Below are 26,235 nucleotides of genomic sequence, written 5' to 3'. Positions count from 1 at the left end.
CGCCGAGCACTGCCCCGCGGTGACGACTGGCGACGAGTACCAAACAGAACACACTGTTTATTAACAAGGAATGGAGCTCCCTGTGACTGAAAGCTTGAACTCCTTCGAGGCCAAGAAGACCCTTGATGTCAACGGTAAGTCTTATGACTACTTTGACATCAACACCGTCTCCGGTCTGGAGAAGTTGCCCTACTCCCTCAAGGTGCTGGCAGAAAACCTGCTGCGTAACGAGGACGGCAAGAACGTAACCAAGGATCACATTAACGCCCTGGCAAACTGGGATCCGGAAGCAGAACCGGACACCGAAATCCAGTTCACCCCGGCACGCGTCCTCATGCAGGACTTTACTGGCGTTCCTTGCGTTGTTGACCTCGCTACCATGCGTGAGGCCGTCTCCGCACTGGGTGGCACTCCGGATCAGGTCAACCCTCTCAACCCGGCCGAAATGGTCATTGACCACTCCGTCATCGTTGAGGCTTTCGGCTCTACCGATGCGCTGGAAAAGAACGTTGAAATTGAGTACCAGCGCAACGAAGAGCGCTATCAGTTCCTCCGCTGGGGTGCCGAGAACTTCTCCAACTTCCGCGTTGTCCCTCCGGGAACCGGCATCGTCCACCAGGTAAACATCGAGTACCTGTCCCGCGTTGTATTCGACAACGAGGGCCTTGCTTACCCGGATACCTGTATCGGTACTGACTCCCACACCACCATGGAAAACGGCCTGGGCATTCTGGGCTGGGGCGTCGGCGGCATCGAGGCAGAGGCTGCCATGCTCGGCCAGCCGGTGTCCATGCTCATCCCGAAGGTCGTCGGCTTCAAGCTGACCGGTGAGATTCCTACCGGCGTTACTGCAACCGACGTCGTTCTCACCATCACCGAGATGCTGCGCGAGCACGGCGTTGTTCAGAAGTTCGTTGAGTTCTATGGCAACGGTGTTAAGTCTGTCCCGCTGGCAAACCGCGCCACCATCGGCAACATGTCCCCTGAGTTCGGTTCTACCGCTGCAATCTTCCCGATTGACGAGGAGACCACCAAGTACCTTGAGCTCACCGGCCGCCCGCAGGAGCAGATTGACCGCGTCGAGGCCTACGCCAAGGCACAGGGAATGTGGCTGGAGGAGGACGCTCCAGAAGCAAAGTACTCCGAGTACCTCGAGCTGGACCTGTCCACCGTTGTTCCTTCCATTGCCGGCCCGAAGCGCCCGCAGGACCGAATCCTGCTGACCGAGGCCAAGGAGCAATTCCGTAAGGATCTGGCTAACTACACCACCGACGAGGTTTGCGTTGACGAATCCTCTGTCGAGGCAAAGCGCATGTCCGCAGAAGGCGGCGCCCCAGCTATGGAGGACGTCACCGGCGGCTTGAACAAGGCCCGCGAGGGTCACGGCGAGTCCTCGGCTACTGGCGCGAAGGGCCGTCACTCCAACCCAATTACCGTGGAGTCCCAAAACGGTGGCGAGTTCACCTTGGACCACGGCATGGTTGCCATTGCCTCCATCACTTCCTGTACCAACACCTCTAACCCATCCGTCATGGTGGGCGCAGGCCTTATCGCCCGTAAGGCAGCAGAAAAGGGTCTGCAGTCCAAGCCATGGGTTAAGACCATTTGTGCTCCTGGCTCCCAGGTTGTTGATGGCTACTTCCAGCGTGCAGACCTGTGGAAGGACCTCGAAGCCATGGGCTTCTACCTCTCCGGCTTCGGCTGCACCACCTGTATCGGTAACTCCGGCCCACTGCCGGACGAGGTTTCTGCAGCCATCAACGAGAACGACCTCGCTGCCACCGCGGTACTTTCCGGTAACCGCAACTTCGAGGGCCGTATCTCCCCGGATGTCAAGATGAACTACTTGGCTTCTCCAATCATGGTCATCGCCTACGCCATTGCCGGCACCATGGACTTTGACTTTGACGCTCAGCCGCTGGGTCAGGACAAGGAAGGCAACGACGTCTTCCTGAAGGACATCTGGCCATCCCCGCAGGAGATTGAGGACACCATCCAGTCCGCTATTTCCCGCGAGATGTACGAGGCCGACTACGCCGACGTCTTCAAGGGCGACGATGCTTGGCGCGCCCTGGACGTGCCGGAGGGCGAGACCTTCAAGTGGGATGAGGATTCCACCTACATCCGCAAGGCTCCTTACTTCGATGGCATGCCAACCGAGCCGAACCCGGTTGAAGACATCAAGGGCGCACGCGTTCTGGCAAAGCTGGGCGATTCCGTCACCACTGACCACATCTCCCCTGCTTCCGCTATTAAGCCGGGCACCCCGGCTGCGCAGTACCTCGATGAAAACGGCGTTGCCCGCCAGGACTACAATTCCCTGGGCTCCCGTCGCGGTAACCACGAGGTCATGATGCGCGGTACCTTCGCGAATATTCGCCTAGCTAACCAGCTGGTCGACGTCACCGGTGGCTACACCCGTGACTTCACCCAGGAAGGCGGCCCGCAGGCCTTCATCTTCGATGCTTGCCAGAACTATAAGGAAGCCGGCATTCCGCTCGTTGTCATTGCTGGTAAGGAGTACGGCACTGGCTCTTCCCGCGACTGGGCAGCCAAGGGCACCAACCTGCTTGGTGTGAAGGCTGTTATTACTGAGTCCTTCGAGCGTATCCACCGTTCCAACCTGATTGGCATGGGCGTTATCCCACTGCAGTTCCCGCAGGGCGAGTCCCACGAGTCCTTGGGCCTGGATGGTACGGAGACCTTCGACATCGAGGGCATCTCCGCCTTCAACGATGGCTCCATCCCGAAGACCGTCCACGTCACCGCTACCAAGGAATCCGGCGAGGCCGTGGAGTTCGATGCTGACGTTCGCATCGACACCCCGGGTGAGGCTGACTACTTCCGCCACGGCGGCATCTTGCAGTACGTTCTGCGTCAGATGGTGAAGAACTAAGCGTCTTCGCGCAGTCCTTTAGCCCAACCGAGGGGCTAAAGGACTAAGTTCAGTCGACAACGCGGGGTTGCACCGCCCTCCCCAGGAAGGGCAATGCGGCCCCGCGTTTCGTCACGTCGATTTTATTTCTTATTTAAAATTACTGATTAAACTATCTTTAGACATCCCCCATTAAGGAGAGTTCCTTACTATGCCCATCGTGAGCGAATCTGAACTTAGCCGCCGCCGGCACGACATTCTCGTAGGTGCCCGCCGCTGCTTTGCAGAGCACGGGTACGAGGGAGCGACTGTTCGGCTACTCGAACAAGCGACGGGTAAGTCACGTGGCGCAATCTTTCACCACTTCGGTGACAAGGAGTCACTATTCCTTGCCTTGGCGCAAGAAGATGCCGCTCGCCAGGCCGAAGTCGTGGCTCAAAATGGCTTGGTAGAAGTCATGCGGGAAATGCTCCAGCATCCAGAGCGCCACGATTGGCTAGCCACTCGCTTGGAAATCACCTCCCTACTACGCACGGACCCCTCGTTCGCCGCTCGATGGAAAGAAAATCAATCGGTTCGTGATGAAGCCGTTCGCGCACGATTGGCATCTAATGCGGATAAGGGTCGCCTACGAGATGATGTAGGAATCGATACCTTAGCCATCTATCTTGAGGTATTCATGGACGGATTCATTAACCGGCTTGCCTTGGGCGATACCGCGGAGCTGGAAAATGTTCTTGACTTAGTAGAGCAATCCATCCGCGGTGCTCAGGCGAGCCCACAGTAACCCCATACACCTACTTCTGCTCCCGGCTGCTTCTCTACTGATGCTGGAATCAGCCGGGAGCAGTGTTATATGCGCTTATAGGTGCTGCGTCGGCAGTGTCTTTTCCGTTACTTCGGCATAGGTTTCTATTTCAGCCACAAACTTAGGATCGTGGCAGGTAACCACGAGGGAACTGCCGGACTGCAGTGCGTAGTGGATGAGTTGGTGCATGAGCCAGCGGTCGGCAGCGGAAAGCAAGGTGTCTGGTTCGTCGAGCAGGACCACCTGTCGGTGCTGCCCGATCACGTGGGCAATTTGCGCAAGTCTCAGACGAGACGATGATAAATCGAGAGGATGATCTGCAGGATTTAGTCCCAACAGGTTGCGCAAGGTGTCATTGGGGACGAACTCCTCCACCGTTGGAAATACCGCCTGATCAAACGGCGATTGCAAGGCAAGAGCGGGTGGATTCGGGATAGCTCCGGCGCCATCGAGCCCAGCAGCAGCCCGCAGGAGCGTGGTTTTGCCACTGCCATTATCGCCTCGCAGCCACGTAACCGCGGATTTCGTGATAGGGATTTCTACCGGTCCGACGCTGAAAGGCGTGCCACTGGGCTGAGAAAAGTGCCACCATTTCTTCTTTGCTGCACCCCTGCGTGCCGTTAGCGGACCGATACTCCCCGTCCGGGGGCTTGCAGAAACCCGCGGTAAGTCGACGGCCGCTACAAGTGGGTCTGTTCCAATGATGTGCCCACCCAATTCTGGCCAGGAGGAACTAGAAACGGAAATGACGCAGGTTTCCGGCAATTCCTGCAAGAGGCGAACCACTTGCGTACGCGAGTTTGCGTCTAGCCCGGCTGCAGGCTCGCACACAATCATGACCTTTGGCTCGCGAATGGCGACACAGGCAGCCGCAAGCCTGCGTGTTTGGCCACCGGATAGCTGTGTTGGGTCATGTTCGCAGTAGTCAGACAGTCCTACAGCGCGAAGCATTCGCTCCCCGCGCCGCTGCATTTCGGGGGCAGGCACGCCGGCATTTTCGAGGCCTAAAACTACTTCTTCGATGCAGGTTTCCCGCAGGAAGCTAATCTGTGCTGAGGCATCCGTGCCGATGATGGCTTCGGTAGATAGCTGCTCGGCTAGGTGCACGGCAACGTCTTCGACGGCTGTGTCAGGTTCGACGAGTACTTGATAAATGGCCCCAGGGGTGGGCTTTATGCGGGCTAAATCCATGTAGCAATCACCACCGCAAAGCTAACTAATGGAATGACCAGGCGTACGACGCGAGAGACCATGGAATCGGCAACAGGACGCAGGAGGGTGCGTTGACCCTCTTGGTCGAATCCGACGGCGGCTAGGGCCTGGCCACGTTGGGTTCCTTGGGTAAGGAGGCGAGCGATGACGGGAATAATGACGCGCGAGATGGTATTGCGCCAGGTCACGGTGATGCCGGCGAGCTGGTTGGCCTCACGGACGCAACGCCAAGCGTGCGCACCTTGGGGCAGGGTTTGCAGGGAGGCTCCAACGATATATGCGACTTTGTGGCCAGCGCGCGAAACTTGCAGCCATTTGGCGATATCAGCAATGCGCAGCACTGCCATGGCCGCGATGAAGCAGGCCATGAGGGCGCAGAACCGGAGGGTGAGGGTGGCGGCGAGCACCAGGCCGTCGCTAGTTAGCAGCGGCAGTACCGGGTCATCACCATACGGGGCGTGAATGACCAGCATGGAAAGGGCCGCTGGGGCGCTTAGCGCCACAGTTGTCAAAATCACGGAAGCATTGCGGGTAGCGGCAGTACCACAGGCTAAAGCGATGAGCACGACGCTTGCCGACGCCACCGGGGTATTCAGCGCCAAAGTAAGGATCCAGCCGCAGGCCGCGATCGTGACAACGGTGGCGGGATGAAGGCCCTGCATTAACGTGGCTGGAGGGATTCTCGGGTGCGCTGCGGCAGTGCCTTGACCGCTGCCCAGACAATGAGGAAGACCAGTGCCTTATCCAGGGGATCCGAAATAAAGGACTGCAGCGTAACCGAGGCGATGAGGGAATTGCCCAGCTCTCGAAAGAGCGAAACAACCGCGCCCGTACCAAGACCTGCGGTACCGCCATAAACAAAGGCAGCCACTGGTGCGGCGAGCATGCCGGAAATGATGCCGATGATGGCGCCGCTGAGAATGACCCACCAGACCTTGGTAAAAGCTCCCTTCTTGATCACTAGTCCGGAGAGGAACCCCGTGGCGGCAGACACGGCGGCGAAGGGCAGAGCGGCAGGGTTCAACAGTCCCCATACGACGGAAGACAATGTACCGGTAGCCAATCCGGCGATGGGTCCCGCAAGCGCGGCTACCAGGATTGTTCCCACGGAGTCGATATACAGCGGAACGCCGATAGAACCGATGATTTCGCCAACAACAATATTGAGCACTAGAGCTACCGGGATGATGGCGATGGTTCGCGCCGGTAGCGCCGGAACGGTGCCGGTGAGAAGGAGCCCGGCGCCGACGAGATAGCCGGCGAGCGTAATGAGCGCCTCTGTCGAGCCGGCGACAGATTCCCAATCAGTAGGACGCAGAAGAACCAGATAAATCCAGGTCGCGGCGACGATGAGCGCACCCGCGATGACTATCGCCTTGCGGGCGGGGGTGAGAGAAAGCTGTGACACAGTAAAAGTCCAAATCCATATACCGAAAAATGGGCAAGATAAGCGACGACCGCGGATGGTGCTGCTTTCCTATGTCACCTCGGAAAGCGAGCTCGCACGGCACGTGCGCCGCGGATAATAGTAGAGGTTCTGCGTGTTAAAAGCCACTAATGCGAAGCCAATAGCGTCAATCCCCGCACGCATTCGTGATGTGCGGCCTCCATGTCTGCGATTGTTACCAGCCGCGCATTGTGGGCGCGGCCCCAATGGTTGCGCAAATCCGCAACGCTCGTGCCCCGCAGCAGTGACGATTCCGCCTCGACGTCCACGGTGGTTTCTATCGCTTCATAAGGGATGCGCCCCAGGGCAATCATGCAGGTCAAGAGGTCGTGGATTTGAGCCTGATATCCCTCCCCTTGTGCCTGGTGGAATTCAAAATAAAAACGCAGCACGTCCGGCAGGATGTGTGCCGTGGGGTGCTCCCCCAACAATTCAAGGACCTCGTCTAGGCGCTGCGGAGTAATGAGAAACTGTTCGGTTACTTCGAGGGAACACAGTGTGGTGGGAACGCGTGGGGCGGTTGAATGAAAATGTTGGGCGGCGGCGTGTGGATCCACCCAAAAGTTCCACTCGGCAGTTGGCGTGGTGTTTCCGCGGTAATTGACCGCGCCGCCCATGATGGTGATGGCGCCGAAGCGCGCGGCAGCCTCGCTATGGGTTGCTTCGAATGCAGCAAGGTTAGTGACCGGCCCGGAAACGATCAGCTGCAGATCGTCGTGGGTGGCTAATGCTTCTTCCCATACCTGCTGCCAATCGCGCTGTTGCAGCCTGGCGGTGGCAGCGGGGGCATGTGCGTAGCCCAGCCCCGTTGGGCCATGGGTCTCAGGGGTGGTGGTGAGATCTACCTTGAGGGGTTGGGGAAGGCCGGGGGCTACGGGGACGTCGGCAAGCGAGCACAGGTCCACAATCCAGCGGGCATTAGCCGCGGTCTGGTGAGCTTCGACGTTGCCTGCCGTGGTGGTAACCCCCACCAGCTCGATCTCACCGGCATGATGCAGACCCGCCAAGTACATAAGGGCGAGGCAATCATCGATGCCGGGATCGCAATCAATAAGTACAGCTGGTGGCTTAGCAGTCATAATGCCAGCCAGTCTAGCGCCTTACTTGATGGAGCTCACTGGATTGTCGCCATCAACGAAGGCAAGCGGGGATTCCGGCAGGTTTTCGCGGCCAAGGGCCTCGACGATGACGTCTGCAACGAGCTCGCGGGAAGAAGTCAGAGACTCCTTCAGCATCTTATCCTCAATCTGCTCAATGCCTTTGGCTGGTTCCTCGGTCAGCATCGCTGGCTTGAGGATGAGGTGCGGGTAACTTGCCTGTACAAGGCGGTTGTCTACTTCCTTCTTAGACTCCACGTAGGCATACCACTTCTCATCGGCAGGATCCGTGGTGGCTACCTGGGAGCCGACATAAGAGATCATCACATAGGCAGGCACATTCTTGCCCTCCTGCTGCAACTTATCCATCGCGTCGAGGGTAGCGAGGGCGCCGTCGCGGTCGACGGCCCAGGTGAGGTCTGCCCCACCGCGGCCGCCATTGCCGGCGCCCCAGACTACAGCGTCATAAGCGGCGAAAAGCTCTGCCCACTGATCCACGGTTTGTTCAGTAATATCCGCCATAACCGGGGTCGCGCCGATCTTTTCAATCTCGGGCTTCTGTTCTGGGTTGCGGATGAGGGAGTGGACCTCGTGGCCGGCGTCAACCAGCTTAGGGGCAGTCAGCAGTCCGACCTTGCCGTGTCCACCGATGTACAGGATCTTCTTCTTATCAGTCATGCCTCCCCACCGTAACAACGGAGCGGCCGGCGTGCAGACGGTCTCCTTACTCCGGCACGTACAAACCACCGCGGCGCGTCCGGCAAGCAGATAGAATTGCATGCATGTATGCCATTATGACCGTCACCGGCGCCGATAGCACCGGCATCATCGCCGCAGTGACCACTACCCTTGCAGAACTCGATATCAACGTCATCGACGTCTCCCAGACGCTGATGGGCGGATACTTCACCATGATCCTGCGCGTCGAATTCGATGCGGACAAGGTCTCCATCCAGACCATCAAGGAGCGCATGCGCCCCGTGGCGGAGGAAAAGCACCAGTCCATCCGCATTCAGTCCGAAGACCTCTTCACCGCCATGAACGAGATTTAGAATGAGTACGCGTTTTAATACCACCAATATCTTGGACACTATCGAGATGATTGAGAACTATCGTCTCGATATCCGCACCGTGACCATGGGCATCTCCCTCCTCGGATGCACCCGCTCCACCATGGAGGCTACCTGCCAGGCCATCTATGACCGGGTCACCCAGCAGGCAGGGCGCCTCGTCGAGGTGTGCGAAGGCATCGAGGGCGAGCTCGGTATCCCCATCGTCAATAAGCGCATCTCCGTAACGCCCATCTCGTTGGTGGTGGCCGGCGTAGAGGGAAACCCCGTTGATGCAGCGAAGGCGCTGGATAAGGCAGCCAAGGAGGTTGGCGTCAACTTCGTGGGTGGCTATTCCGCCCTGGTAGAAAAGGGCGCCACGACCGCGGAACAGAAGCTCATCAGCTCCATTCCGGAGGCGCTGGCTACTACCGACGTCGTCTGTTCCTCCGTGAATATCGCTAGCTCCCGCGCCGGCATCAACATGGATGCAGCCAAGAAGATGGGCGAGGTTATCAAGGAAGCGGCCGAGCTAACTAAGGATGATTCCGCCATAGCGTGCGCCAAGCTCGTGGTCTTTGCTAACTCCGTGGGAGATAACCCCTTCATGGCCGGCGCCTTCCACGGCATTGAGGAACCCGATTGTGTGGTCTCCGTGGGCGTTTCTGGCCCGGGTGTGGTCGACCGTGCCTTGGGCTCGCTCGAGGGGGCCAGCTTAGACCAGGTTGCAGAAGAGGTGAAGAAGGCTGCTTTCAAGATCACACGCGCCGGGCAGCTGGTGGGCACCATGGCCTCGGAGCGCCTGGGCGTTCCTTTCGGCATCATCGACCTTTCGCTTGCCCCCACCGCCGAATTGGGCGATTCGGTTGCGCACATCTTAGAGCACATGGGCTTAGACCAGGTGGGCACCCACGGCACCACTGCAGCCTTGGCTCTGCTTAACGACGCCGTAAAGAAGGGCGGCATGATGGCTTGTTCCCGCGTGGGCGGTCTGTCTGGTTCCTTCATCCCTGTCTCCGAAGACAAGGGCATGATCGATGCGGTCAAGTCCGGCTCCATTTCCATGGACAAGCTGGAGGCCATGACCGCTATTTGCTCGGTTGGCTTCGACATGATTGCCCTGCCGGGCGATACCTCGGCCGCGACGATCTCGGGCATGATCGCCGATGAGGCCGCCATTGGCGTGATGAACCATAAGACCACCGCAGTGCGCGTCATTCCGGTACCTGGCGCCCAAGTAGGAGATGAGGTCAGCTTCGGCGGCCTATTGGGCTATGCCCCAGTCATCCCCGTCAATCAGGTGGGCAATGCGCAGTTCATTAACCGCGGCGGCTTCATCCCCGCCCCGGTGCATGGATTCCGCAACTAGCGCCAGCGAGAACCGCGCCGCGGTCTAGTCCGCGGCGTGCTCCTCGCCCGGCTTATCGGATTCCGCCCACGCAGCTAGGTTGGCCTGAAAGTGCTGGTAGGAGGACTCCAACTGTTTCAGCTCCACCTCGCCGCCTACTTGGCGGCGGGCATCGGAGTAGATGGCCTGGGCGGCGTCGTCAAGCACGCGCCGGCGTTCCGCTGTGCGAAGAAGGGCAACGACCTTAGCGAGGTTATCCAGCATGCTGAGGTAAATCTCCGCATTATCGGCCGCATCGCGCCGAATCTGTGCAAACATCGCATCGACGATTTCGGCATAGCTAAAGGTCTGATAATCCAGCCGAAACTCGCCGCCCACATGCACAATGCCCTGCGGAAGCCGCTTATCCCCAATCACCGTAAGAATCTGGGTAAAGCGGTCAATGATGTCAATTACCGTAAATGGGTCATTAACGCCGGTGCTCAAAGCGCGGGCGGCAATCTCAGCAAGGTGACGGGCGGTAAAGCGTGGATCGTGGGCGGAGGCGTTTTCGCGGTGCTGCGTAAGCACGATATGACGTTCTATATCTTCCGGCAAACGCGGTACGCCGTGGGCAATGACCTCGCCTTCCAATACGAGGTCTCCCGGTGCCACGCCGAGGTGCACCGCACAATTTTCCCGCGCCGCCGCCTGAGCAATGGCGTCATAGTCCACGAATTTGAGATAGCCAGTCTCACTACTGCGGCGCTTTTCCGCGTTCGCGTAGAACTCTGGCCCCGGCGCTTTTACCTTCTCTTCCTCCTCACCGCGGCGGATGAGCCGGCGCATGTGGCTTTCTACATCTTGGGCAACCACGTGCACCACGTGGGACATGCTGATCGATTGCGCAATATGCACGATGAAGTAGATGAGGAAGACAACGCAGGCGATGGCCAGCAGAACCGTGACGGCTACATTGAGGGAAGGAACGTATTCTTCTTCCCCACCGCCGCCGGTACGGACCGCGCGCAGGGATAGGAGCGCAAAAATGAAGGTTGCCAGGTAGATCGCCAACGTGGATTGAATGGAGCGATCCTTTAAAAACTCGTGCAGGAGGCGCGGGCCCATCACCGTGACGACACCGGATAGCGCGGTCAGCGTAATGAAAAAGACGGTGCCGGCCAAGGAGAGTGACGAGGTTGCTACCGCGCTTAAAATCCCTTGCGCGCTATCGGCGCTGCCGTCATAAAAGGGCGTGGCCGACACGTCAAAATTGCTACCAACCGCAATGAGCAATTCCGCGCCGATCGCGGCGATGGCCACCGCCACGGCGGGGATGAGCCAAAACTTCTCTCGCCAAGCGGGCATCCTCTCCAGCAGTGTCTTCATATATCCCTAAGCTAGCTCCACGATCTCCATATAATCATCGGACCACAGGTCCTCATCACCATCGGGCATGATGATCACGCGTTCCGGATCCAGTGCCTTAACCGCACCCGGGTCGTGCGTCACCAGAACCACAGCGCCCGTATACGTTTTCAGTGCATCAAGCACCTGCTCGCGGGAAATTGGGTCCAAGTTATTGGTGGGCTCATCGAGCAGCAGTACATTCGCACGGCTGGAGACCAAGGCGGCCAGTGCAAGGCGCGTCTTCTCACCGCCGGAGAGGGTACCCGCAGGCTGCTCCAGCTTCTCGCCGGAAAACATAAAGGCACCAAGCAGGCTGCGCAACTCCTGCTGATCCGCATCCGGGCAGGCATCGATGGTGTTTTGCCACACGGACTTATCCGGGTCGATGGTGTCATGTTCCTGCGCGAAGTAGCCGATGCGCAGGCCGTGGCCGCTGACGATGCCACCTTCACCATCGGTGCGTTCCACACCGGCCAGCAATTTCAACAGGGTGGTCTTACCTGCACCGTTGTAGCCGAGAACGACCACTCTAGAGCCTTTGTCGATAGCGAGGTCGACGCCCACGAAAACCTCCAGCGAGCCGTACATCTTGGTCAGGCCCTTGGCATTCATTGGCGTCTTGCCGCACGGCGCCGGCTCAGGGAACTTAATATTGGCCACCTTATCGGCCACGCGGACTTCATCGAGCTCGCTCATCATGCGCTCAGCACGGTGGAGCATCTGCTTTGCCGCAGCGGCCTTAGTTGCTTTGGCGCCCAGCTTGGCTGCCTGTTTTTGCAGGGCAGACGCCTTCTTTTCCGCATTGGCGCGCTCTCGGCGGCGCCGCGCTTCATCGGTAGCACGGGCATCGAGGTACTTCTTATAGCCCATGTTGTACACATCGGCCTCGCCGCGGACCGCGTCAAGGAACCACACCTTGTTGCACACGGCCTCTAGCAGTTCGACGTCGTGAGAAATCATAATGAGGCCACCCTCATGCTTGGACAGGAATTGGCGCAGCCACGTTATAGAGTCCGCATCCAAGTGGTTAGTCGGCTCATCCAAGAGCAGCGTGGTCTGGGACTTGCCAGAGCCTTCTGTAGCGGCAAAGAGGATCTGTGCCAACTCCACACGGCGGCGCTGGCCGCCCGAGAGAGTCTTGAGCTTCTGATCTAGGACGCGCTGTGGCAGGCCCAAATTATCGCAAATCTGCGCACACTCAGAATCAGCCTCATAGCCGCCGAGCGACTCGAATTGCTCCTCTAAGCGGGAGTACTTACGGATAGCCTTATCCCGGAACTTATCGTCCGTGGCCGATTCCATAAGCTCTTGTTGCTTCGCCATTCGGCGCTTAAGGTCATCCAGACCGCGTGCGGAAAGAACGCGCTCGCGCGCCGTTTGCTCGATATTTCCCTCGCGGGAATCCTGGGGCAAATAACCAATGGGGCCCGAGCGAGTCACAGAACCACCATAAGGCTCCGTCTCCCCTGCCAAAATGCGCATGGTCGTCGTCTTGCCCGCGCCGTTGCGGCCGATGAGGCCGATTCGGTCGCCAGGCTGCACGCGGAGGTGCTGCCCGGGGGCGTCGAGAAGCGTGCGCGCTCCTACCCTGACTTCGAAATCATTGGTTACAATCACGAAGAAATAGTCTAGCAATTGACGCGGCCAACGCTAAGACGCACTAACGCCCCCACCAGCCACTTCCCGAATCCGAGAAATGCGCTGTTGGGGGCGTGTGATTAATACGCGATTTTAAACCGCGAAACCGAGGGCCTGAAGCTGCTCGCGGCCCTCCTCAGTAATCATCTGCGGACCCCATGGCGGCATCCAAACCCAGTTGATGCGGACGGCATCTGCCAGCTTATTGGCCTTAACGATGTCTTCCACCTGCTCTGCAATGACATCGGTCAGCGGGCACGCCGGCGAGGTCAGCGTCATATTGATCATGACGATCTCCTTGCCATTGTCCTCTTCAAACCAAAGATCATAGACAAGGCCCAGGTCAACGACGTTAATGCCGAGCTCGGGGTCAATGACATCACGCATGAATTCGGTGACATCAAAGGCCTTAGAAATCTGCTCTTCAGTCTGCTCCGGGCGCTCGCCGCTGCCGGAGAATGAAGAGCTCTCGTTCTGATAAGGATCTACGGGTTCGGTCATCTAGTTCTCCACTTCAGTTAGTGCATCGGCGGATGCAGCCTGGAAGGCCTTCCATCCGAGGAGGGCACACTTGACGCGCGCTGGGTACTGGGACACGCCGGCGAAGGCAACACCGTCACCGATGAGGTCTTCATCGCCCTCTTCTTGTCCACGCGAGGTAATCATCTTTTCGAACTCGGCCAGCTTCTCATTGGCTTCCGCAAGCGGCAGTCCAACGATCTCTTCAGCCATAACCGAGGTAGAAGCTTGCGAAATGGAGCAACCTTCCGCGTCATAGGAGACGTCCTCGACGGTCTTGCCGTCGTCGGAAAGGCGCACGCGCAGGGTCAGCTCATCGCCGCAGGACGGGTTCACGTGGTGGACCTCGGCCTGATATGGCTCCCTCAGGCCGGCGTGTTGGGGGTTCTTATAGTGATCCAGGATGACGTCCTGGTACATGGAATCTAGGTTCATGAGGCAACTCCAAAGAATTCGCGGGCAGCCTTGATTGCATCCACCAGCTTATCTACTTCTTCCTCGGTGTTATAAAGGTAGAAGCTAGCGCGGGCGGTGGACTGTGCGTCGCAGGCACGGTGCAGTGGCCACGCACAGTGGTGGCCAACGCGAATGGACACGCCGTGGTCATCGAGGACCTGGCCCAAGTCGTGCGGATGAACGCCCTCCACAGTGAAGGAAATGGCGCCACCGCGATTTTCGGTGGTCTCTGGACCGATGATGCGCAGACCAGGGATTTCCTTGAGCTGGCGCAATGCGCGCTCGGTGAGCTTCTTTTCGTGCGCGTGAATATTGTCCATGCCCACTTCTTCCAAGAACTTCACCGCTGCGCCAAGGCCAACCACCTGGCTGGTCATCTGCGTGCCCGCCTCAAAACGCGTCGGCGGCTCGGCAAAGGTCGTCTCTTCCATCTTGACGATCTCAATCATGGAGCCACCGGTCAGGAAGGGCGGCAGCTTCTTGAGCAGCTCATCCTTGCCGTACAGCACGCCCACGCCGCTGGGGCCACACATCTTATGGCCGGAGAAGGCTGCGAAATCCACGTCCAAGTCATGGAAATCCACCGCCATATGTGGCACCGACTGGCAGGCGTCGAGGACAACCATGGCGTCCACCGCGCGGGCGCGGCGCACCAGTTCATTCACGTCCGCCACGGCACCCGTGACATTGGATTGGTGAGTAAATGCAACTACCTTGACGGAATCATCGAGCTCGAGCGAATCGAGATCGATACGACCGTCTTCGGTCATGGAATACCACTTCAACGTAGCGCCAGTGCGAGCACACAGCTCCTGCCATGGCACCAAGTTGGCGTGGTGCTCCAATTCGGTGATGACGACGGTATCGCCCTCGCCCACGTAGAGGTCCCCCGCGCGCTCGTCGCTCAGCGCATAGGCAACTTCGTTCAGGGCCTCAGTGGCGTTTTTGGTAAAGGCGATTTCGTCGCGGTCCGCGCCCACAAATGCGGCGATAGCTTGACGCGCGGACTCGTAGGCATCATCGGCCTCCTCTGCCAATTGATAGGAACCGCGGTGAACAGGGGCGTTCGTGTGCAGCACAAACTCCTCTTCCGCCTTCCATACCGGCAGCGGGCGCTGGGAGGTAGCGCCCGAATCCAGATACACCAGTGGCTTATCGCCACGCACCGTGCGCTGGAGAATCGGGAACTGTTCCCTAATTGCGTTTACATCAAATCCAGACATGAATCTTCTTTGGATAGTCGCGGTTGACCGGCCGAGGGTCGGTCCTTACTTGAGGAACTGGTCGTAGCCGTCAGACTCGAGCTGGTCCGCCAATTCAGCGCCACCGGTCTTGATGACGTGGCCGTCAGCGAAGACATGGACGAAGTCCGGCTTCACATAGTTCAGGATGCGCTTGTAGTGGGTAATCATCAAGATGCCACCATTAGTTTCCTTCTGGTAGCTATTGATGCCGTCAGACACGATGCGCAGGGCGTCAACGTCCAGACCGGAGTCAGTCTCATCCATGACTGCGAACTTCGGCTTCAGGATATCCAGCTGCATAACCTCGTGGCGCTTCTTTTCGCCGCCGGAGAAGCCTTCGTTGACGGAACGGGAGATGAAGGACTTATCAATCTTCAGGTTCTCGCGGGCCTGGGTAAGCTCCTTGTTCCATTCGCGCAGCTTCGGTGCCTCGCCGCGAATGGAGGTGACTGCGGAACGCATGAACTGGGAGACCTTGACACCTGGTACCTCAGTTGGGTACTGCATCGCCAAGAAAAGGCCGGCGCGAGCGCGCTCGTCGACGGGCATCTCCAGCAGATTTTCGCCGTCGAGAAGCACCTCGCCCTCGGTGACCTCATACTTTGGGTGGCCGGCGATGGTGTAGGACAAGGTGGACTTGCCTGACCCGTTCGGGCCCATGATGGCGTGGATCTCGCCGGAGTTGATGGTCAGGTTAACGCCCTTGAGGATTTCCTTCGGCTCGCCGCCTTCTTCCGTCGGCAGCACCTGGGCGTGGAGGTTCTTAATTTCCAGAGTAGACATAATGTGTGTGGGTTTCCTTCTATGAAAGATTTAGGCGGAGATCTTTTCCAGTTCTTCGGAAATGCGGTTTTCCAATTCCTCGGACAGGGACTGCACCGGAATACGGTGGATGACCTCATTGAAGAAGCCACGGATGATGAGGCGGCGGGCTTCAGCCTCTGGAATGCCGCGAGACATCAGGTAGAACAACTCGATGTCATCGAAGCGACCAACGGTGGCCGCGTGGCCTGCACCGGTAATTTCACCGGTCTCAATCTCCAAGTTAGGGATTGCGTCCGCGCGAGCGCCCTCAGTCAGAATCAGGTTGTTATTGGTCTCGTAGGTATCGGTGCCCTGTGCATTGGAGCGGATAAGGACATCGCCCACCCAGCAGGTGCGGGCCTCATTGTCCTTGGTGCCCTGCAGTGCGCCCTTGTAAAGGACGTGGGAGCGGCAATTAGGGACGGAGTGATCCACCAACATGCGGTTTTCAAAGTACTGGCCTTCATCAGCGAAGTAGACGCCCAGCAGCTCTGCGTCGCCGCCCTGCTCGGTGAAATTCACGCGAGGCACGATACGTACCACCTCGCCGCCAAAGATGGCGGAGTTGTGGCGCAGCACGGAATCGCGGCCGAGCTGTGCCACGTGGTTAGACAGGTGTACGGCATCGTCTTCCCAATCAACGTCGACAACGACGGTCAGGTGAGCACCATCGCCCACGATAAACTCGACGTTATCCGCGTGGGTGCCAGAGCCGACGTACTTCAAGATGACGGTAGCTTCCGCGTGGTGGCCTACCTCGATGGAGGTAGCGCCAAAGGAAGTTACGCCCTCGCCCTTGCCGGTGTAGGTAATGACCACGGGCTCTTCCACCTGAGCCTCGGCGTCAATGGTGACAACCTGGCCTTCAGGCATAGAAGTCCACGCCTGTGCCGCAACGCGGTCAGACGGGGTACCAACGCGGCCCAAGCGCTCGTCATCGCGAGCGACGGTCTCGGAGCTTACACCTGGATGTTCGCTCACGGTGACGTCCTGTGCCACTGCCTCAGCGAACTCGCCATTGTGCAGTCCACGGAGCTTGCGCAGGGAGACAAAGCGCCACACCTCATCGCGGCCGTGCGGCACCGGGAAGTCCTCCACGTTGGTGGAGGTAAAGACATCACCCTTGGTGATCTTATCCGGGTTGAATTCGTTCGAAGCGACCATTTTCTTTAGCCGACCGATCCTTCCATTTGCAGTTCGATGAGGCGGTTGAGCTCGAGGGCGTACTCCATCGGCAGCTCCTTAGCAATCGGCTCAACGAAGCCACGCACGATCATCGCCATTGCTTCTTCTTCCGCAATACCGCGGGACATCAGGTAGAACAGCTGCTCCTCAGAAACCTGGGAAACGGTTGCCTCATGGCCCAGCGTGACGTGGTCATTGCGGATGTCGTTATACGGGTATGTATCCGAACGCGAGATATTGTCCACCAGCAACGCATCGCACTCGACGTTAGAGGTGGAATGGTGCGCGTTCTGATTAACCTGCACCAAGCCGCGGTACGCGGCGCGGCCGCCGGCACGGGCAACCGACTTAGACACGATATTGGAAGAGGTGTGCGGAGCCATGTGAGTCATCTTGGCACCCGTGTCCTGGAACTGGTTCTCACCAGCAAAGGCAACAGAGAGAACCTCGCCCTTGGCGTAAGGACCGGTCATCCATACGGCCGGGTACTTCATGGTGACCTTGGAGCCGATGTTGCCGTCGACCCATTCCATGGTGCCGCCTTCTTCTACCTTGGTGCGCTTGGTCACCAAGTTGTAGACGTTGCTGGACCAGTTCTGAATGGTGGTGTAGCGGCAGCGGCCGCCCTTCTTCACGATGATCTCCACTACTGCGGAGTGCAGGGAATCAGACTTGTAGATAGGAGCGGTACAGCCCTCGACGTAGTGCACATAAGCGTCCTCGTCGACGATGATGAGGGTGCGCTCGAACTGGCCCATATTTTCCGTGTTGATGCGGAAGTAAGCCTGCAGTGGAATATCTACGTGCACGCCCTTGGGCACGTAGATAAAGGAGCCACCGGACCACACTGCTGAGTTCAGCGCAGAAAACTTATTGTCGCCGGCTGGAATAACGGTGCCGAAGTATTCCTTGAAGAGCTCAGGGTAGTCACGCAGTGCGGTATCAGTATCCACGAAGATGACGCCCTGGCTTTCCAGGTCCTCACGGATCTGGTGGTAGACAACCTCGGACTCGTACTGGGCTGCCACGCCGGCAACGAGGCGCTGCTTCTCGGCCTCTGGAATGCCCAACTTATCGTAGGTGGCCTTGATGTCGTCCGGGAGGTCTTCCCAGGTCTGGGCCTGCTCCTCAGTGGACTTCACGTAGTACTTAATCTGGTCGAAGTCGATGCCAGACAGATCCGCACCCCAGGTGGGAACGGGCTTCTTATCAAAGATGTTGAGGGCCTTCAGGCGCTGGTTAAGCATCCATTCTGGCTCGCCCTTCTTGGCGGAAATATCGCGTACTACATCTTCGTTCAAGCCGCGGCGAGCAGAAGCACCAGCCGCGTCCGAGTCGTGCCAGCCGTACTCATATGCACCAATGGAATCAATGATTTCATCATCGGTCATCTTGTTCTCGGGTGCCGATTGTGCCTGGGTCATGACTCGCTCCTTTCAGTATTTGTATTAACGGGTGTCAAGGGGATGTTCGTGGTACAGATCCCGTGGCCGCCAGCAATGGAGGCCAAAGGCTGTACGTGTTTGCCTAATAGAGCAGAAAAGACTTCTTGTTCCGCCTCACACAGCTCTGGATGCTCGGCCGCCACGTGGGAGACCGGACAATGATGCTGGCAGATTTGCACTCCCTGACCAGCGCGGTCCACCGTGGCGGCGTACCCGTGCTCGTCCAAAACCTCGGCCAGCTTACGGGCCACATCCTCTACAGATTCGCCCTCTTCTATCAAGGGACGCACATCTGCAACGAGTCGCTCGAAGCGGACTTTGGCAAAGCGCTTAACAGCCTCAGACCCGCCGACGTCGCGGAGCGCCGTCAAGGCATCAGAGGCCAAATCATCGTAGGCGTGGCCGAATTGCGCTCGACCACGATCAGTGAGGCGGAAGTGTTTGGCTGGTCGCCCGCGACCAGACCCGCTGCCCGTTGAGCCGCGAGTAACTGGGCGGCGGCGCACAACCTCCGTCAGTTCCTCTTCCACCAAATTGTCTAAGTGCCGGCGAATTCCGGCAGCAGAAAGGCCAAGGCGTTCACCCAAGTGGGAAGCGGTAACGGGCCCGTCCTTCAGCAGCAACAGCATCACCTGCCGGCGGGTATCACCATCCGTAGTGCGGGATTCCTTAGCCGCCTTGTAGGTAGTTTCTACACGCTCAGGTGCACTCATGCCGGGACCTCCCTTCGCGCTTCGGTCACTTACAGTCGCCCTGCAACCGACTCCCATAGTTCCGAGAGTCGCGCCGCAGTCCAACTGCGCCTCCTTTATTAGACAACACTAGTGTTCCTTAATTCATTCCAGAATGCCACCATTGGCCATTCTTCGGCGTGGCACGGGGGTGGCCAACTCCCCTCATCGCCACGACTGGCGGCGCTGCCCACGCTAAAAGAGCGCCCCTGCTGGGGTTGAGACGGAGGATTCGCGTAAGGTCTTATCCCATGACAGGCAAATTCCGCGGCTTTCTTTCCGGCGTCAAGGCCGAGCTGCCGCAGCTGGGCACCGCTGGTTCTCGGTCTGCGCGACTGCACGCCGAGGACACCGGAGCCGCAGAACCTGATTCTCGTTTTGATTTTGTCCCCGCCAATGCGGATGGTCTAAAGCGCACCACCACCGCACAATGGCGGACATTTTTTATCCTGCGCTGGGTAGGCACAGTGGGTTCTCTGCTTATCGCCTTCGGCGCGTTAGGTGCCGGCGCTCTCCCAGTAGTGGGAAACCCCTATGACAACGTGCCCTTCGGCTCCCTCATGTCTCGCATGCTGCAGACCTCTTCTGCCATAGTCATGGTGGGAGTAGGCCTGTTGGTGGCCGCCTGGGTTTTCCTTGCCCCTTTTGTAGGCACGCCGCTGCGCCAACCCCAAGAAGGTGCCCTCACACCAGCGCGCGCCCGCCGGCTCGTGACCACACACCAGCTGTGGCGCACGTGGGCCGGTTGGGTCCTCCCGCTGATTTTTACTGCCCCGCTCTTTACCCAAGACATCTACTCCTATTTGGCCAACGGTTCCATCGTGATGCAGGGCATGGATCCGTATTCTGCAGGACCGGTGCAATTGCTTGGCGCGGGTGATGAACTCGCCCGATCCGTACCGTTTATCTGGGCCAACTCCCCTTCCCCCTATGGCCCCGTAGCGCTCGGGCTCGCTGGAGTGGTGAGCGCAGTTACCTCAAATTCCATCCTTCTAGGAGTTATCGCCCACCGCCTCCTATCCATCGCCGGCATCATGGTTGCTGGGTGGGCAATTAGCTGTCTCGCGCGACGCTGCCGGGTATCTCCAGAATCTGCGCTGTGGCTCGGCATTCTCAACCCACTCACTATCTTGCACCTGGTGGGCGGAATCCATAATGAGTCCATAATGCTGGGCCTGCTCTTGGTAGGCATGGAGCTGGGCCTCAGGGGCGTCGACAAGCTAGAAGAGTCCACGCGCAGTGCCTACCTAGCACTGATTGCTTCTGGATTTTGTCTGTCCTGCGCCGGAATGGTCAAGGTTACCGGCTTTATCGGACTGGGCTTTGTGGGGATGGCGTATGCCCGCCACCTGATAGACAAGGACGGCGCATCACGCTGGAAAGCCTTGGCCTATGCCATTGCCCTGCAGCTAGTTATCTTAATCGCAAGCATTGCCCTTATTAGCGCTTTGACCGGCATTGGCCTGGGGTGGATCACGGGACAAGGCGGGGCGGCCTCCATCCGCTCGTGGCTTTCGACCTCCACCGCCGTAGGCGTGGGTACCGGCTTCATTGGAATGCTGCTGGGCCTAGGTGACCACACCGAAGCGATTCTCACCGTTACCCGTACCTTTGGCGTGCTGGTGGCAGTAGCTTTCATGGCCCGCATGCTCTTTGCAACGTTGCGCGGCCGCATCCACCCTGTGGGAGGACTCGGCACCGCCTCCTTAGTGCTGGTTATCTTCTTTCCCGTCGTCCATCCGTGGTACATCCTGTGGGCGGTACTGCCTTTGGCCGCATGGGCCAACCGGCTTATCTTCCGTTTCTGCGTCGTGGCTTATTCGGCAGCTATGAGCTTCTTTGTGCTGCCACGCGGCCTCGGGTTGCCGCCCAGCACCATCATCGTCATCTATGTGTCGGCTGCCTGCACGTTTGCCGTCATTACCGCCCTGTGGTGGGTTGCAGTGCGGCGCAGCGGAATCCGTGTCCTAAACTAATCCCACGTGAATTCCATTTCAGCCGATCGCCCAGCCCTCACCATGGACAACGTGGTGAAAAAATATGGCTCCACCACCGCCGTTAATGGTCTGAGCCTTAGCGTTACCGCAGGTGAGATCTTTTGCCTCCTTGGCCCCAATGGCGCTGGAAAGTCCACGACGATTGAGATGTCAGAGGGTTTTATCCACCCCACCAGCGGCACTATCGACGTTCTGGGACTAGACCCGAGTTCCGCACCGGACAAGGTGCGCGAAAAGGTCGGCATCATGTTGCAGGGTGGTGGTTCCTACTCCGGCATCCGTGTTCTGGAGATGCTAGAACTTACCGCTAGCTACAGCGCTCATCCCCTCTCCCCGCACTGGCTACTGGAAATGCTCGGGCTTGAAGGAGTAGCCCGCACCCCCTATCGCAGACTCTCCGGCGGGCAGCAGCAACGGCTTTCCCTTGCTTTAGCAATTATCGGTCGGCCCGAGCTAGTTTTTCTCGATGAGCCCACCGCCGGCATGGATGCACAATCCCGTTTGGCGGTGTGGGACCTTGTTCGAGCCCTAAGGCGCGATGGCGTCACCATCGTTCTTACCACCCACCTTATGGATGAGGCAGAGTCACTAGCGGACCGAGTGGCCATCATGGATCATGGCCAGCTAGTAGCCCACGGCACCCCCGCGGAACTTACCTCGCAGTCGGACTCGGCAGGCCTTAGTTTCAGCACCGACATCGATGTTGATGTGGAGGCTTTGGCTGAGGCTGGAATTCGGGCGACCAAATCCCGGCCGCTGCATTACCGCTTGACCCAAGCCGGCACGCCCGAGACCATCGCTACGCTTACCGCCGAACTTGCCCGCCAAGGAGTCCTGCTGCGGCGCCTAGACGCGGCTCACCGCAACTTGGAGGAGGTCTTCCTTGACCTTACCGGCCGCCATTTGCGCAGCTAGCTGCACCCTCCGCCAGGACCGAATTCAACAAACTGCGTTGCGGAAAGAAGCCACCACATGAGCACTACCTTTAACACTGGAACCTTTACCCCGGCCCCCAAACGGGCCAGCGCCGGCGCCATGTTGCTCGCGCAAGGAAAGATGGAAGCAAAACTCATGCTGCGCCACGGCGAACAGCAATTGTTGAGCGTCATCATACCGCTGGCCTTGCTCATTGGCGCGGCACACCTGGAGTCGCTCACCGGACACGGCTTGCACGAGGTATTTCCCATGGTGCTTGCAGTAGCGGCCACCTCCGCAGGCTTTACCGGTCAGGCCATTTCACTTGCCTTTGACCGGCGCTACGGGGCCCTTAAACGCACCGGCGCGTCCGGTGTGCCAGCATGGGCCATTATTGGCGGCAAGATCCTCGGCGTGCTCACCATGGTGGTATTCCAAATCCTCGTCTTGGGCATAGCTGCCTATATCCTGGGTCTCCGTATCAGCCCGGGCGGGGTGCTGCTCATGATCCTTTCGCTATTTTTTGGCGTTGCGGCTTTTACCGCCATGGGGCTGCTACTCGGCGGAACCCTCAGCTCTGAGGTAGTACTCGCACTGGCTAACCTCATCTGGTTCCTGCTCCTCGGCGTAGTCGGGTGGACCCTCTACTCCCAGGGCCTTGGCAATAATGGCGTCCTCAACGCAGTGCCGACTGTCGCCCTAGCAGGCGCGCTTACCGACGCCTCAAATTCCGCCTTCCCCAGCCTCGAGCTCCTATCCTTGTTGGCGTGGCTTGCGGTGACGTCGTTCGCGGCGGTCCGTTGGTTCCGCTTCGATGGCTAAATGTGACTTTTGTCCGGTTCCTTTCGAAACGAGAGGAATTTTTAGGCCCGAAATCTTCCGACTAGTAGGATGCTATGCGTGAATTACTGGACGAAGATCAAGCGCTTCTTTAAGGAAGCCGCCCCTACACTGCAACAGCAGCGCCTCATCGCGCTCATCCTTCTCTTGTGCCAGGGTGGCATCACCGTGTCTGGTTCCATTGTCCGCGTGACCGGCTCGGGATTGGGCTGTCCCACCTGGCCGGAATGCCAACCAGGCTCCCTTGTCCCTATGGAAGGCGCTGCGCCTGCTCTCCACCAGGCCATCGAGTTTGGTAACCGCCTGCTTACTTTCGTCGTAACCGCAGCGGCTGTCGCCGCCGTCATTGCCATGCGCATGGCGCGTCGCCGCGCAGAGCTCAAGGTATACGCCTGGCTCAACGTCGCCGGCATCGTCCTGCAGGCGATCATCGGCGGTATCTCTGTCCACCTAGACCTACGCTGGTGGTCGGTGGCACTGCACTTCCTGCCTTCCATGCTCTTGGTATGGCTAGCGGCAATGCTCTATTCCCGCATTTTGGAACCCGATGACGGAACGCCACGCGCTCGCTTCCCTCAGGCGATTCGCCTCCTTGCAGCGGTCGCAACCGTTGCCCTGAGCATTGTGCTGATCACCGGCACGATGGTTACCGGTTCGGGCGTTCACTCTGGCGATTCCGGGGTGGGAATGGAAGGCCGCCTGCAGGTAGATACCGAAGCCATGGCTGTCACCCACGCCATGTGCATGTACGTCTACCTGACGCTAACGGTTATTACCGTCTTCCTGCTTTATAAGAACCGCGCACCTCAAGACGCTAAGAAGGCTGGCTGGGTCCTCGTTGTATGCATCCTCATTCAGTGGGCAGTAGGCGTTTACCAGTTCTACATGAGCATTCCGCGCTGGACTGTCCCCTTCCATATTGGTCTCTCCTCCTTCGTCACCGCGTATACCGCCCTGCTTTGGGCGCACGGTGTACGCCGCACCGACGGCACCGCGGATCTCATCACCGGCTCTCCCAGCGGCGATGAGAAGTACGCGGCGCGCCAAGCATCACTCGAACAAAAGCGAGCGACCGCTTAACCCGTAATACTCCCAGCCGGCCGAAGTACTGCACTCGGCCGGCTTTTTGCGCTAGCCTGACCATATGCACGCAATTCAGGTCACAGAAACCGGCGGACCAGAAGTGCTTCGCTATACCGAAGTTCCCGCCCCCACCCCTAATGACGATGAGGTATTGGTGGACGTCATCATGGCTGGCGTCAACTACATCGATACCTATTATCGTGAGGGTATCTATAACGCGGCCACCCCGTTCATTCCCGGATTCGAAGGCACCGGACGCGTAGTCCACGACCCCAAGGGGGAAATTGCCGAGGGCACAATGGTGGCCTGGAACCAGGCTTTTGGCTCCTACGCTGAGCAGGTCTGCGTCCCACGCGAGGCACTAGTAGCGGTCCCGGATGATTTCCAGCCAGAGGTCGCTGCCTCTATGCTGCTGCAAGGCATTACCGCACACTATTTGGCGCATGGCGTTTATCAACTGGGTGAAGGCGCTTCCTGCCTGATTACCGCCGGCGCCGGCGGTGTAGGCCAGATCCTCACCCAAATGGCATCGTCGCTCGGCGCTACCGTCTATACGGTGGTCTCCACGGACGAAAAGGAAGAACTCTCCTACGCAGCCGGTGCGGATAAGGTATTTCGCTATGGCGACGGACTCGCCGAGCAGGTCCGTCGCTACAACGGTGATCGGGGTGTTGACGTGGTCTATGACGGCGTCGGCAAGGCGACCTTCCAGGAATCGCTCGAAGCGGTGCGCCCCCGTGGCACCGTTGCGCTATTCGGCGCCGCCTCTGGCCCAGTCGAGCCTATCGACCCGCAGCTGCTGAACAAGCATGGGTCTATCTTCCTCACCCGGCCTTCCATCGGTGCATGGACAGCCCAAGAAGGCGAGTTCCAAATGCGTGCCCAGGCGGTCGTCCAAGCTGTGATCGACGGCGATCTGAGCTTCAACGTCACGGCCTCCTACCCACTGGAAGATGCCGCTGCGGCCCATCGCGACCTTCAGGAGCGCAAGACTACCGGTTCCATTGTGCTGCGCGTCCAAGCTGGCGATAAAGCCTAAACCCACCCACAAACGCCAAAAGCGCGGGAAAAGCAGCTGTGCTTTCTCCCGCGCTTTCGCTTTATCCTTGGGTAATTGGGCGCTGTTAGAATAACGTGGCCGACCAGCCGAGCATCCGGCCTAATGGCTCCCAGCCCAATACTGCGTCGATGGACAGCCCAATAAAGAGCACCGAAAGGTAGTTATTGGAGTAAATGAACAGTCGCATCGGCTTAACCTTGGCGCCGTTTTTGACTCCCTTGTGCAGGCGGATAGCCATCCACAGGAATACCGCGCCGGAGGCAAGTGCTGCGACCAAGTAAATCCACGATGCAGCGGGGACGATAAGTAGGGTCACGATAACCGTGCCCACGGTATACCACACGATCTGTCGAGTGACTTCCTTCTCATCAGCAACTACGGGCAGCATCGGCACGCCGGCCTTGCGGTAGTCTTCCTTGTACTTCATGGCCAGCGCCCACGTGTGTGGCGGAGTCCAAAAGAAGATGATGAGGAAGAGCACGATTGCCTGCCACCAGCGGTCAGGCTCTCCAGCAGGAGCATTATCACGGATAACCGCCCAGCCGACCATCGCGGGCATGCAGCCGGCCAAGCCGCCCCAGACGATATTTTGAGCATTGCGCATCTTCAAAAACTTGGTGTAGACGAAGACGTAGAAGAAGTTCGTCAAAACCACGAAAAAGGCCGCCAGCCATGAATGAGCAAGGACTCCCAACCACAGCACGGAGATGATCAGCATTACCCAAGCGAAAATTGCTGCATTCCGCTTAGAAATCGTGGCCCTTACCAGCGGGCGGGCCCTTGTGCGCTGCATTTTTTGATCCAGCTCGTAGTCCACGACGTTATTAAACGTGTGGGCGGCAGCAGCACCCATCCAACCGCCGAAAATGGTCGACACGATAAGCCAGATATTGTCTGAAACGGCCTCCACGCCGCGTTGTGCTTGGAGCATCGCCGGGATTGCGGCCACGAGGAGGAGTTCAATGATCCTCGGTTTCGTTAGCGCAAAATAGGCCTTGATGGTCTCCAAGGGATTCCTCCACTATCTGAACGTTGGTGAACTGTGCCCCGCACACTCCCTGCGCGCGGTCACCCCTAGCGGTCGCACAGGCCC

General features: G+C 58.6%; 24 protein-coding genes. 9 read left to right on the top strand and 15 right to left on the bottom strand.

Translation table 11 applies throughout. The annotated features are described in order from the left end of the window. Positions 1–82: 82 nt before the first annotated feature. A complete protein-coding gene (gene acnA, locus QKD99_RS01255; protein ID WP_239277736.1) occupies positions 83–2,896 on the top strand; it encodes an aconitate hydratase AcnA in 2,814 nt (937 codons plus the stop codon). A gap of 190 nt (positions 2,897–3,086) precedes the next feature. Next, positions 3,087–3,662, top strand: a complete 576-nt coding sequence (locus QKD99_RS01250) for a TetR/AcrR family transcriptional regulator (protein ID WP_204609017.1) — start codon at positions 3,087–3,089, stop codon at positions 3,660–3,662. Positions 3,663–3,737: 75 nt separating this feature from the next. On the opposite strand, the gene QKD99_RS01245 is transcribed toward QKD99_RS01250, so the two are convergent. The 5 genes from QKD99_RS01245 to QKD99_RS01225 all read right to left on the bottom strand — a co-directional run bounded on the left by QKD99_RS01245 (position 3,738) and on the right by QKD99_RS01225 (position 8,117). Beyond that, positions 3,738–4,874 carry an ATP-binding cassette domain-containing protein gene (locus QKD99_RS01245; RefSeq protein ID WP_347950495.1) on the bottom strand — a complete coding sequence of 379 codons (1,137 nt, stop codon included), beginning with the start codon at positions 4,872–4,874 and terminating at the stop codon, positions 3,738–3,740. Beyond that, positions 4,865–5,557 (bottom strand): energy-coupling factor transporter transmembrane component T, encoded by a 693-nt coding sequence (locus QKD99_RS01240; RefSeq protein WP_347950494.1) that lies wholly within the window; start codon positions 5,555–5,557, stop codon positions 4,865–4,867. Before QKD99_RS01240 ends, QKD99_RS01245 begins: the two co-directional genes overlap by 10 nt. Beyond that, the gene (locus tag QKD99_RS01235; RefSeq protein WP_284766500.1) at positions 5,557–6,303 is read right to left on the bottom strand and encodes an ECF transporter S component; all 747 of its coding nucleotides are present in this window, start codon (positions 6,301–6,303) and stop codon (positions 5,557–5,559) included. Before QKD99_RS01235 ends, QKD99_RS01240 begins: the two co-directional genes overlap by 1 nt. A gap of 146 nt (positions 6,304–6,449) precedes the next feature. After that, a complete protein-coding gene (locus QKD99_RS01230) occupies positions 6,450–7,421 on the bottom strand; it encodes a nucleoside hydrolase (protein ID WP_347950493.1) in 972 nt (323 codons plus the stop codon). A 21-nt stretch (positions 7,422–7,442) separates the two neighbouring features. Next, entirely contained in the window at positions 7,443–8,117 is a 675-nt protein-coding gene (locus QKD99_RS01225; protein WP_347950492.1) for an NAD(P)H-binding protein, read from the bottom strand. 104 nt (positions 8,118–8,221) lie between these two features. On the opposite strand from QKD99_RS01225, the gene QKD99_RS01220 reads away from it, so the two are divergent. Together QKD99_RS01220 and QKD99_RS01215 are read left to right on the top strand one after the other, a co-directional pair. Beyond that, positions 8,222–8,491: an ACT domain-containing protein gene (locus tag QKD99_RS01220; RefSeq protein ID WP_179386521.1), complete on the top strand. Its 270-nt coding sequence runs from the start codon at positions 8,222–8,224 to the stop codon at positions 8,489–8,491. 1 nt (position 8,492) lies between these two features. Continuing rightward, positions 8,493–9,857, top strand: a complete 1,365-nt coding sequence (locus QKD99_RS01215) for a PFL family protein (protein ID WP_284766504.1) — start codon at positions 8,493–8,495, stop codon at positions 9,855–9,857. A 24-nt stretch (positions 9,858–9,881) separates the two neighbouring features. Here QKD99_RS01215 and QKD99_RS01210 read toward each other — a convergent pair whose 3' ends face one another. The 9 genes from QKD99_RS01210 to QKD99_RS01170 all read right to left on the bottom strand — a co-directional run bounded on the left by QKD99_RS01210 (position 9,882) and on the right by QKD99_RS01170 (position 19,229). Continuing rightward, the gene (locus QKD99_RS01210) at positions 9,882–11,204 is read right to left on the bottom strand and encodes a DUF2254 domain-containing protein (protein WP_347950491.1); all 1,323 of its coding nucleotides are present in this window, start codon (positions 11,202–11,204) and stop codon (positions 9,882–9,884) included. A gap of 6 nt (positions 11,205–11,210) precedes the next feature. Then, complete coding sequence (locus tag QKD99_RS01205; protein ID WP_005328391.1) at positions 11,211–12,842, bottom strand: ABC-F family ATP-binding cassette domain-containing protein; 1,632 nt, start codon at positions 12,840–12,842, stop codon at positions 11,211–11,213. Positions 12,843–12,956: 114 nt separating this feature from the next. Next, the gene (locus QKD99_RS01200) at positions 12,957–13,364 is read right to left on the bottom strand and encodes a metal-sulfur cluster assembly factor (protein ID WP_239235298.1); all 408 of its coding nucleotides are present in this window, start codon (positions 13,362–13,364) and stop codon (positions 12,957–12,959) included. After that, positions 13,365–13,817: a Fe-S cluster assembly sulfur transfer protein SufU gene (sufU, locus tag QKD99_RS01195; protein ID WP_005324831.1), complete on the bottom strand. Its 453-nt coding sequence runs from the start codon at positions 13,815–13,817 to the stop codon at positions 13,365–13,367. After that, positions 13,814–15,061 carry a cysteine desulfurase gene (locus QKD99_RS01190; RefSeq protein WP_347950490.1) on the bottom strand — a complete coding sequence of 416 codons (1,248 nt, stop codon included), beginning with the start codon at positions 15,059–15,061 and terminating at the stop codon, positions 13,814–13,816. Before QKD99_RS01190 ends, sufU begins: the two co-directional genes overlap by 4 nt. Before the next feature lie 45 nt (positions 15,062–15,106). Next, complete coding sequence (sufC, locus tag QKD99_RS01185; protein ID WP_284766507.1) at positions 15,107–15,865, bottom strand: Fe-S cluster assembly ATPase SufC; 759 nt, start codon at positions 15,863–15,865, stop codon at positions 15,107–15,109. Between the two features lie 30 nt (positions 15,866–15,895). Next, the gene (sufD, locus tag QKD99_RS01180) at positions 15,896–17,050 is read right to left on the bottom strand and encodes a Fe-S cluster assembly protein SufD (protein ID WP_005328395.1); all 1,155 of its coding nucleotides are present in this window, start codon (positions 17,048–17,050) and stop codon (positions 15,896–15,898) included. A gap of 5 nt (positions 17,051–17,055) precedes the next feature. Continuing rightward, entirely contained in the window at positions 17,056–18,495 is a 1,440-nt protein-coding gene (gene sufB / locus QKD99_RS01175) for a Fe-S cluster assembly protein SufB (protein ID WP_005324837.1), read from the bottom strand. Continuing rightward, a complete protein-coding gene (locus tag QKD99_RS01170) occupies positions 18,492–19,229 on the bottom strand; it encodes a metalloregulator ArsR/SmtB family transcription factor (RefSeq protein WP_284867923.1) in 738 nt (245 codons plus the stop codon). Before QKD99_RS01170 ends, sufB begins: the two co-directional genes overlap by 4 nt. A 269-nt stretch (positions 19,230–19,498) precedes the next feature. Between QKD99_RS01170 and mptB the strand changes: the two genes are divergently transcribed. The 5 genes from mptB to QKD99_RS01145 all read left to right on the top strand — a co-directional run bounded on the left by mptB (position 19,499) and on the right by QKD99_RS01145 (position 25,121). Further along, positions 19,499–21,223 (top strand): polyprenol phosphomannose-dependent alpha 1,6 mannosyltransferase MptB, encoded by a 1,725-nt coding sequence (gene mptB, locus QKD99_RS01165; protein WP_347950489.1) that lies wholly within the window; start codon positions 19,499–19,501, stop codon positions 21,221–21,223. Between the two features lie 6 nt (positions 21,224–21,229). Next, complete coding sequence (locus QKD99_RS01160; protein WP_347950488.1) at positions 21,230–22,159, top strand: ABC transporter ATP-binding protein; 930 nt, start codon at positions 21,230–21,232, stop codon at positions 22,157–22,159. 57 nt (positions 22,160–22,216) lie between these two features. Beyond that, on the top strand, positions 22,217–22,981 hold the full coding sequence (locus QKD99_RS01155) for an ABC transporter permease (RefSeq protein WP_284766511.1): 765 nt from the start codon (positions 22,217–22,219) through the stop codon (positions 22,979–22,981). A 69-nt stretch (positions 22,982–23,050) separates the two neighbouring features. Further along, on the top strand, positions 23,051–24,079 hold the full coding sequence (locus QKD99_RS01150) for a heme A synthase (protein WP_347950487.1): 1,029 nt from the start codon (positions 23,051–23,053) through the stop codon (positions 24,077–24,079). A 64-nt stretch (positions 24,080–24,143) separates the two neighbouring features. Beyond that, positions 24,144–25,121 (top strand): quinone oxidoreductase, encoded by a 978-nt coding sequence (locus QKD99_RS01145; RefSeq protein WP_284766513.1) that lies wholly within the window; start codon positions 24,144–24,146, stop codon positions 25,119–25,121. An 85-nt stretch (positions 25,122–25,206) separates the two neighbouring features. Here QKD99_RS01145 and QKD99_RS01140 read toward each other — a convergent pair whose 3' ends face one another. Further along, the gene (locus QKD99_RS01140) at positions 25,207–26,151 is read right to left on the bottom strand and encodes a heme o synthase (protein WP_239277702.1); all 945 of its coding nucleotides are present in this window, start codon (positions 26,149–26,151) and stop codon (positions 25,207–25,209) included. Positions 26,152–26,235: the final 84 nt, after the last annotated feature.

This window comes from Corynebacterium sp. c3Ub_189, from assembly GCF_039907195.1.
Taxonomy (GTDB): Bacteria; Actinomycetota; Actinomycetes; order Mycobacteriales; family Mycobacteriaceae; genus Corynebacterium.
The sequence above is the reverse complement of the archived record's forward strand: the minus strand, read 5'-3'. Positions and strand labels throughout refer to the sequence as shown.

Bases quoted from the DNA above. Each gene is read 5' to 3' on its own strand.
- QKD99_RS01250 (WP_204609017.1), top strand. From the start codon at position 3,087: ATGCCCATCGTGAGCGAATCTGAACTTAGCCGCCGCCGGCACGACATT.
- QKD99_RS01245 (WP_347950495.1), bottom strand. From the start codon at position 4,874: ATGGATTTAGCCCGCATAAAGCCCACCCCTGGGGCCATTTATCAAGTA.
- QKD99_RS01240 (WP_347950494.1), bottom strand. From the start codon at position 5,557: ATGCAGGGCCTTCATCCCGCCACCGTTGTCACGATCGCGGCCTGCGGC.
- QKD99_RS01230 (WP_347950493.1), bottom strand. From the start codon at position 7,421: ATGACTGCTAAGCCACCAGCTGTACTTATTGATTGCGATCCCGGCATC.
- QKD99_RS01225 (WP_347950492.1), bottom strand. From the start codon at position 8,117: ATGACTGATAAGAAGAAGATCCTGTACATCGGTGGACACGGCAAGGTC.
- QKD99_RS01220 (WP_179386521.1), top strand. From the start codon at position 8,222: ATGTATGCCATTATGACCGTCACCGGCGCCGATAGCACCGGCATCATC.
- QKD99_RS01215 (WP_284766504.1), top strand. From the start codon at position 8,493: ATGAGTACGCGTTTTAATACCACCAATATCTTGGACACTATCGAGATG.
- QKD99_RS01210 (WP_347950491.1), bottom strand. From the start codon at position 11,204: ATGAAGACACTGCTGGAGAGGATGCCCGCTTGGCGAGAGAAGTTTTGG.
- QKD99_RS01200 (WP_239235298.1), bottom strand. From the start codon at position 13,364: ATGACCGAACCCGTAGATCCTTATCAGAACGAGAGCTCTTCATTCTCC.
- sufU (WP_005324831.1), bottom strand. From the start codon at position 13,817: ATGAACCTAGATTCCATGTACCAGGACGTCATCCTGGATCACTATAAG.
- QKD99_RS01190 (WP_347950490.1), bottom strand. From the start codon at position 15,061: ATGTCTGGATTTGATGTAAACGCAATTAGGGAACAGTTCCCGATTCTC.
- sufC (WP_284766507.1), bottom strand. From the start codon at position 15,865: ATGTCTACTCTGGAAATTAAGAACCTCCACGCCCAGGTGCTGCCGACG.
- sufD (WP_005328395.1), bottom strand. From the start codon at position 17,050: ATGGTCGCTTCGAACGAATTCAACCCGGATAAGATCACCAAGGGTGAT.
- sufB (WP_005324837.1), bottom strand. From the start codon at position 18,495: ATGACCCAGGCACAATCGGCACCCGAGAACAAGATGACCGATGATGAA.
- QKD99_RS01170 (WP_284867923.1), bottom strand. From the start codon at position 19,229: ATGAGTGCACCTGAGCGTGTAGAAACTACCTACAAGGCGGCTAAGGAA.
- mptB (WP_347950489.1), top strand. From the start codon at position 19,499: ATGACAGGCAAATTCCGCGGCTTTCTTTCCGGCGTCAAGGCCGAGCTG.
- QKD99_RS01155 (WP_284766511.1), top strand. From the start codon at position 22,217: ATGAGCACTACCTTTAACACTGGAACCTTTACCCCGGCCCCCAAACGG.
- QKD99_RS01150 (WP_347950487.1), top strand. From the start codon at position 23,051: ATGCTATGCGTGAATTACTGGACGAAGATCAAGCGCTTCTTTAAGGAA.
- QKD99_RS01145 (WP_284766513.1), top strand. From the start codon at position 24,144: ATGCACGCAATTCAGGTCACAGAAACCGGCGGACCAGAAGTGCTTCGC.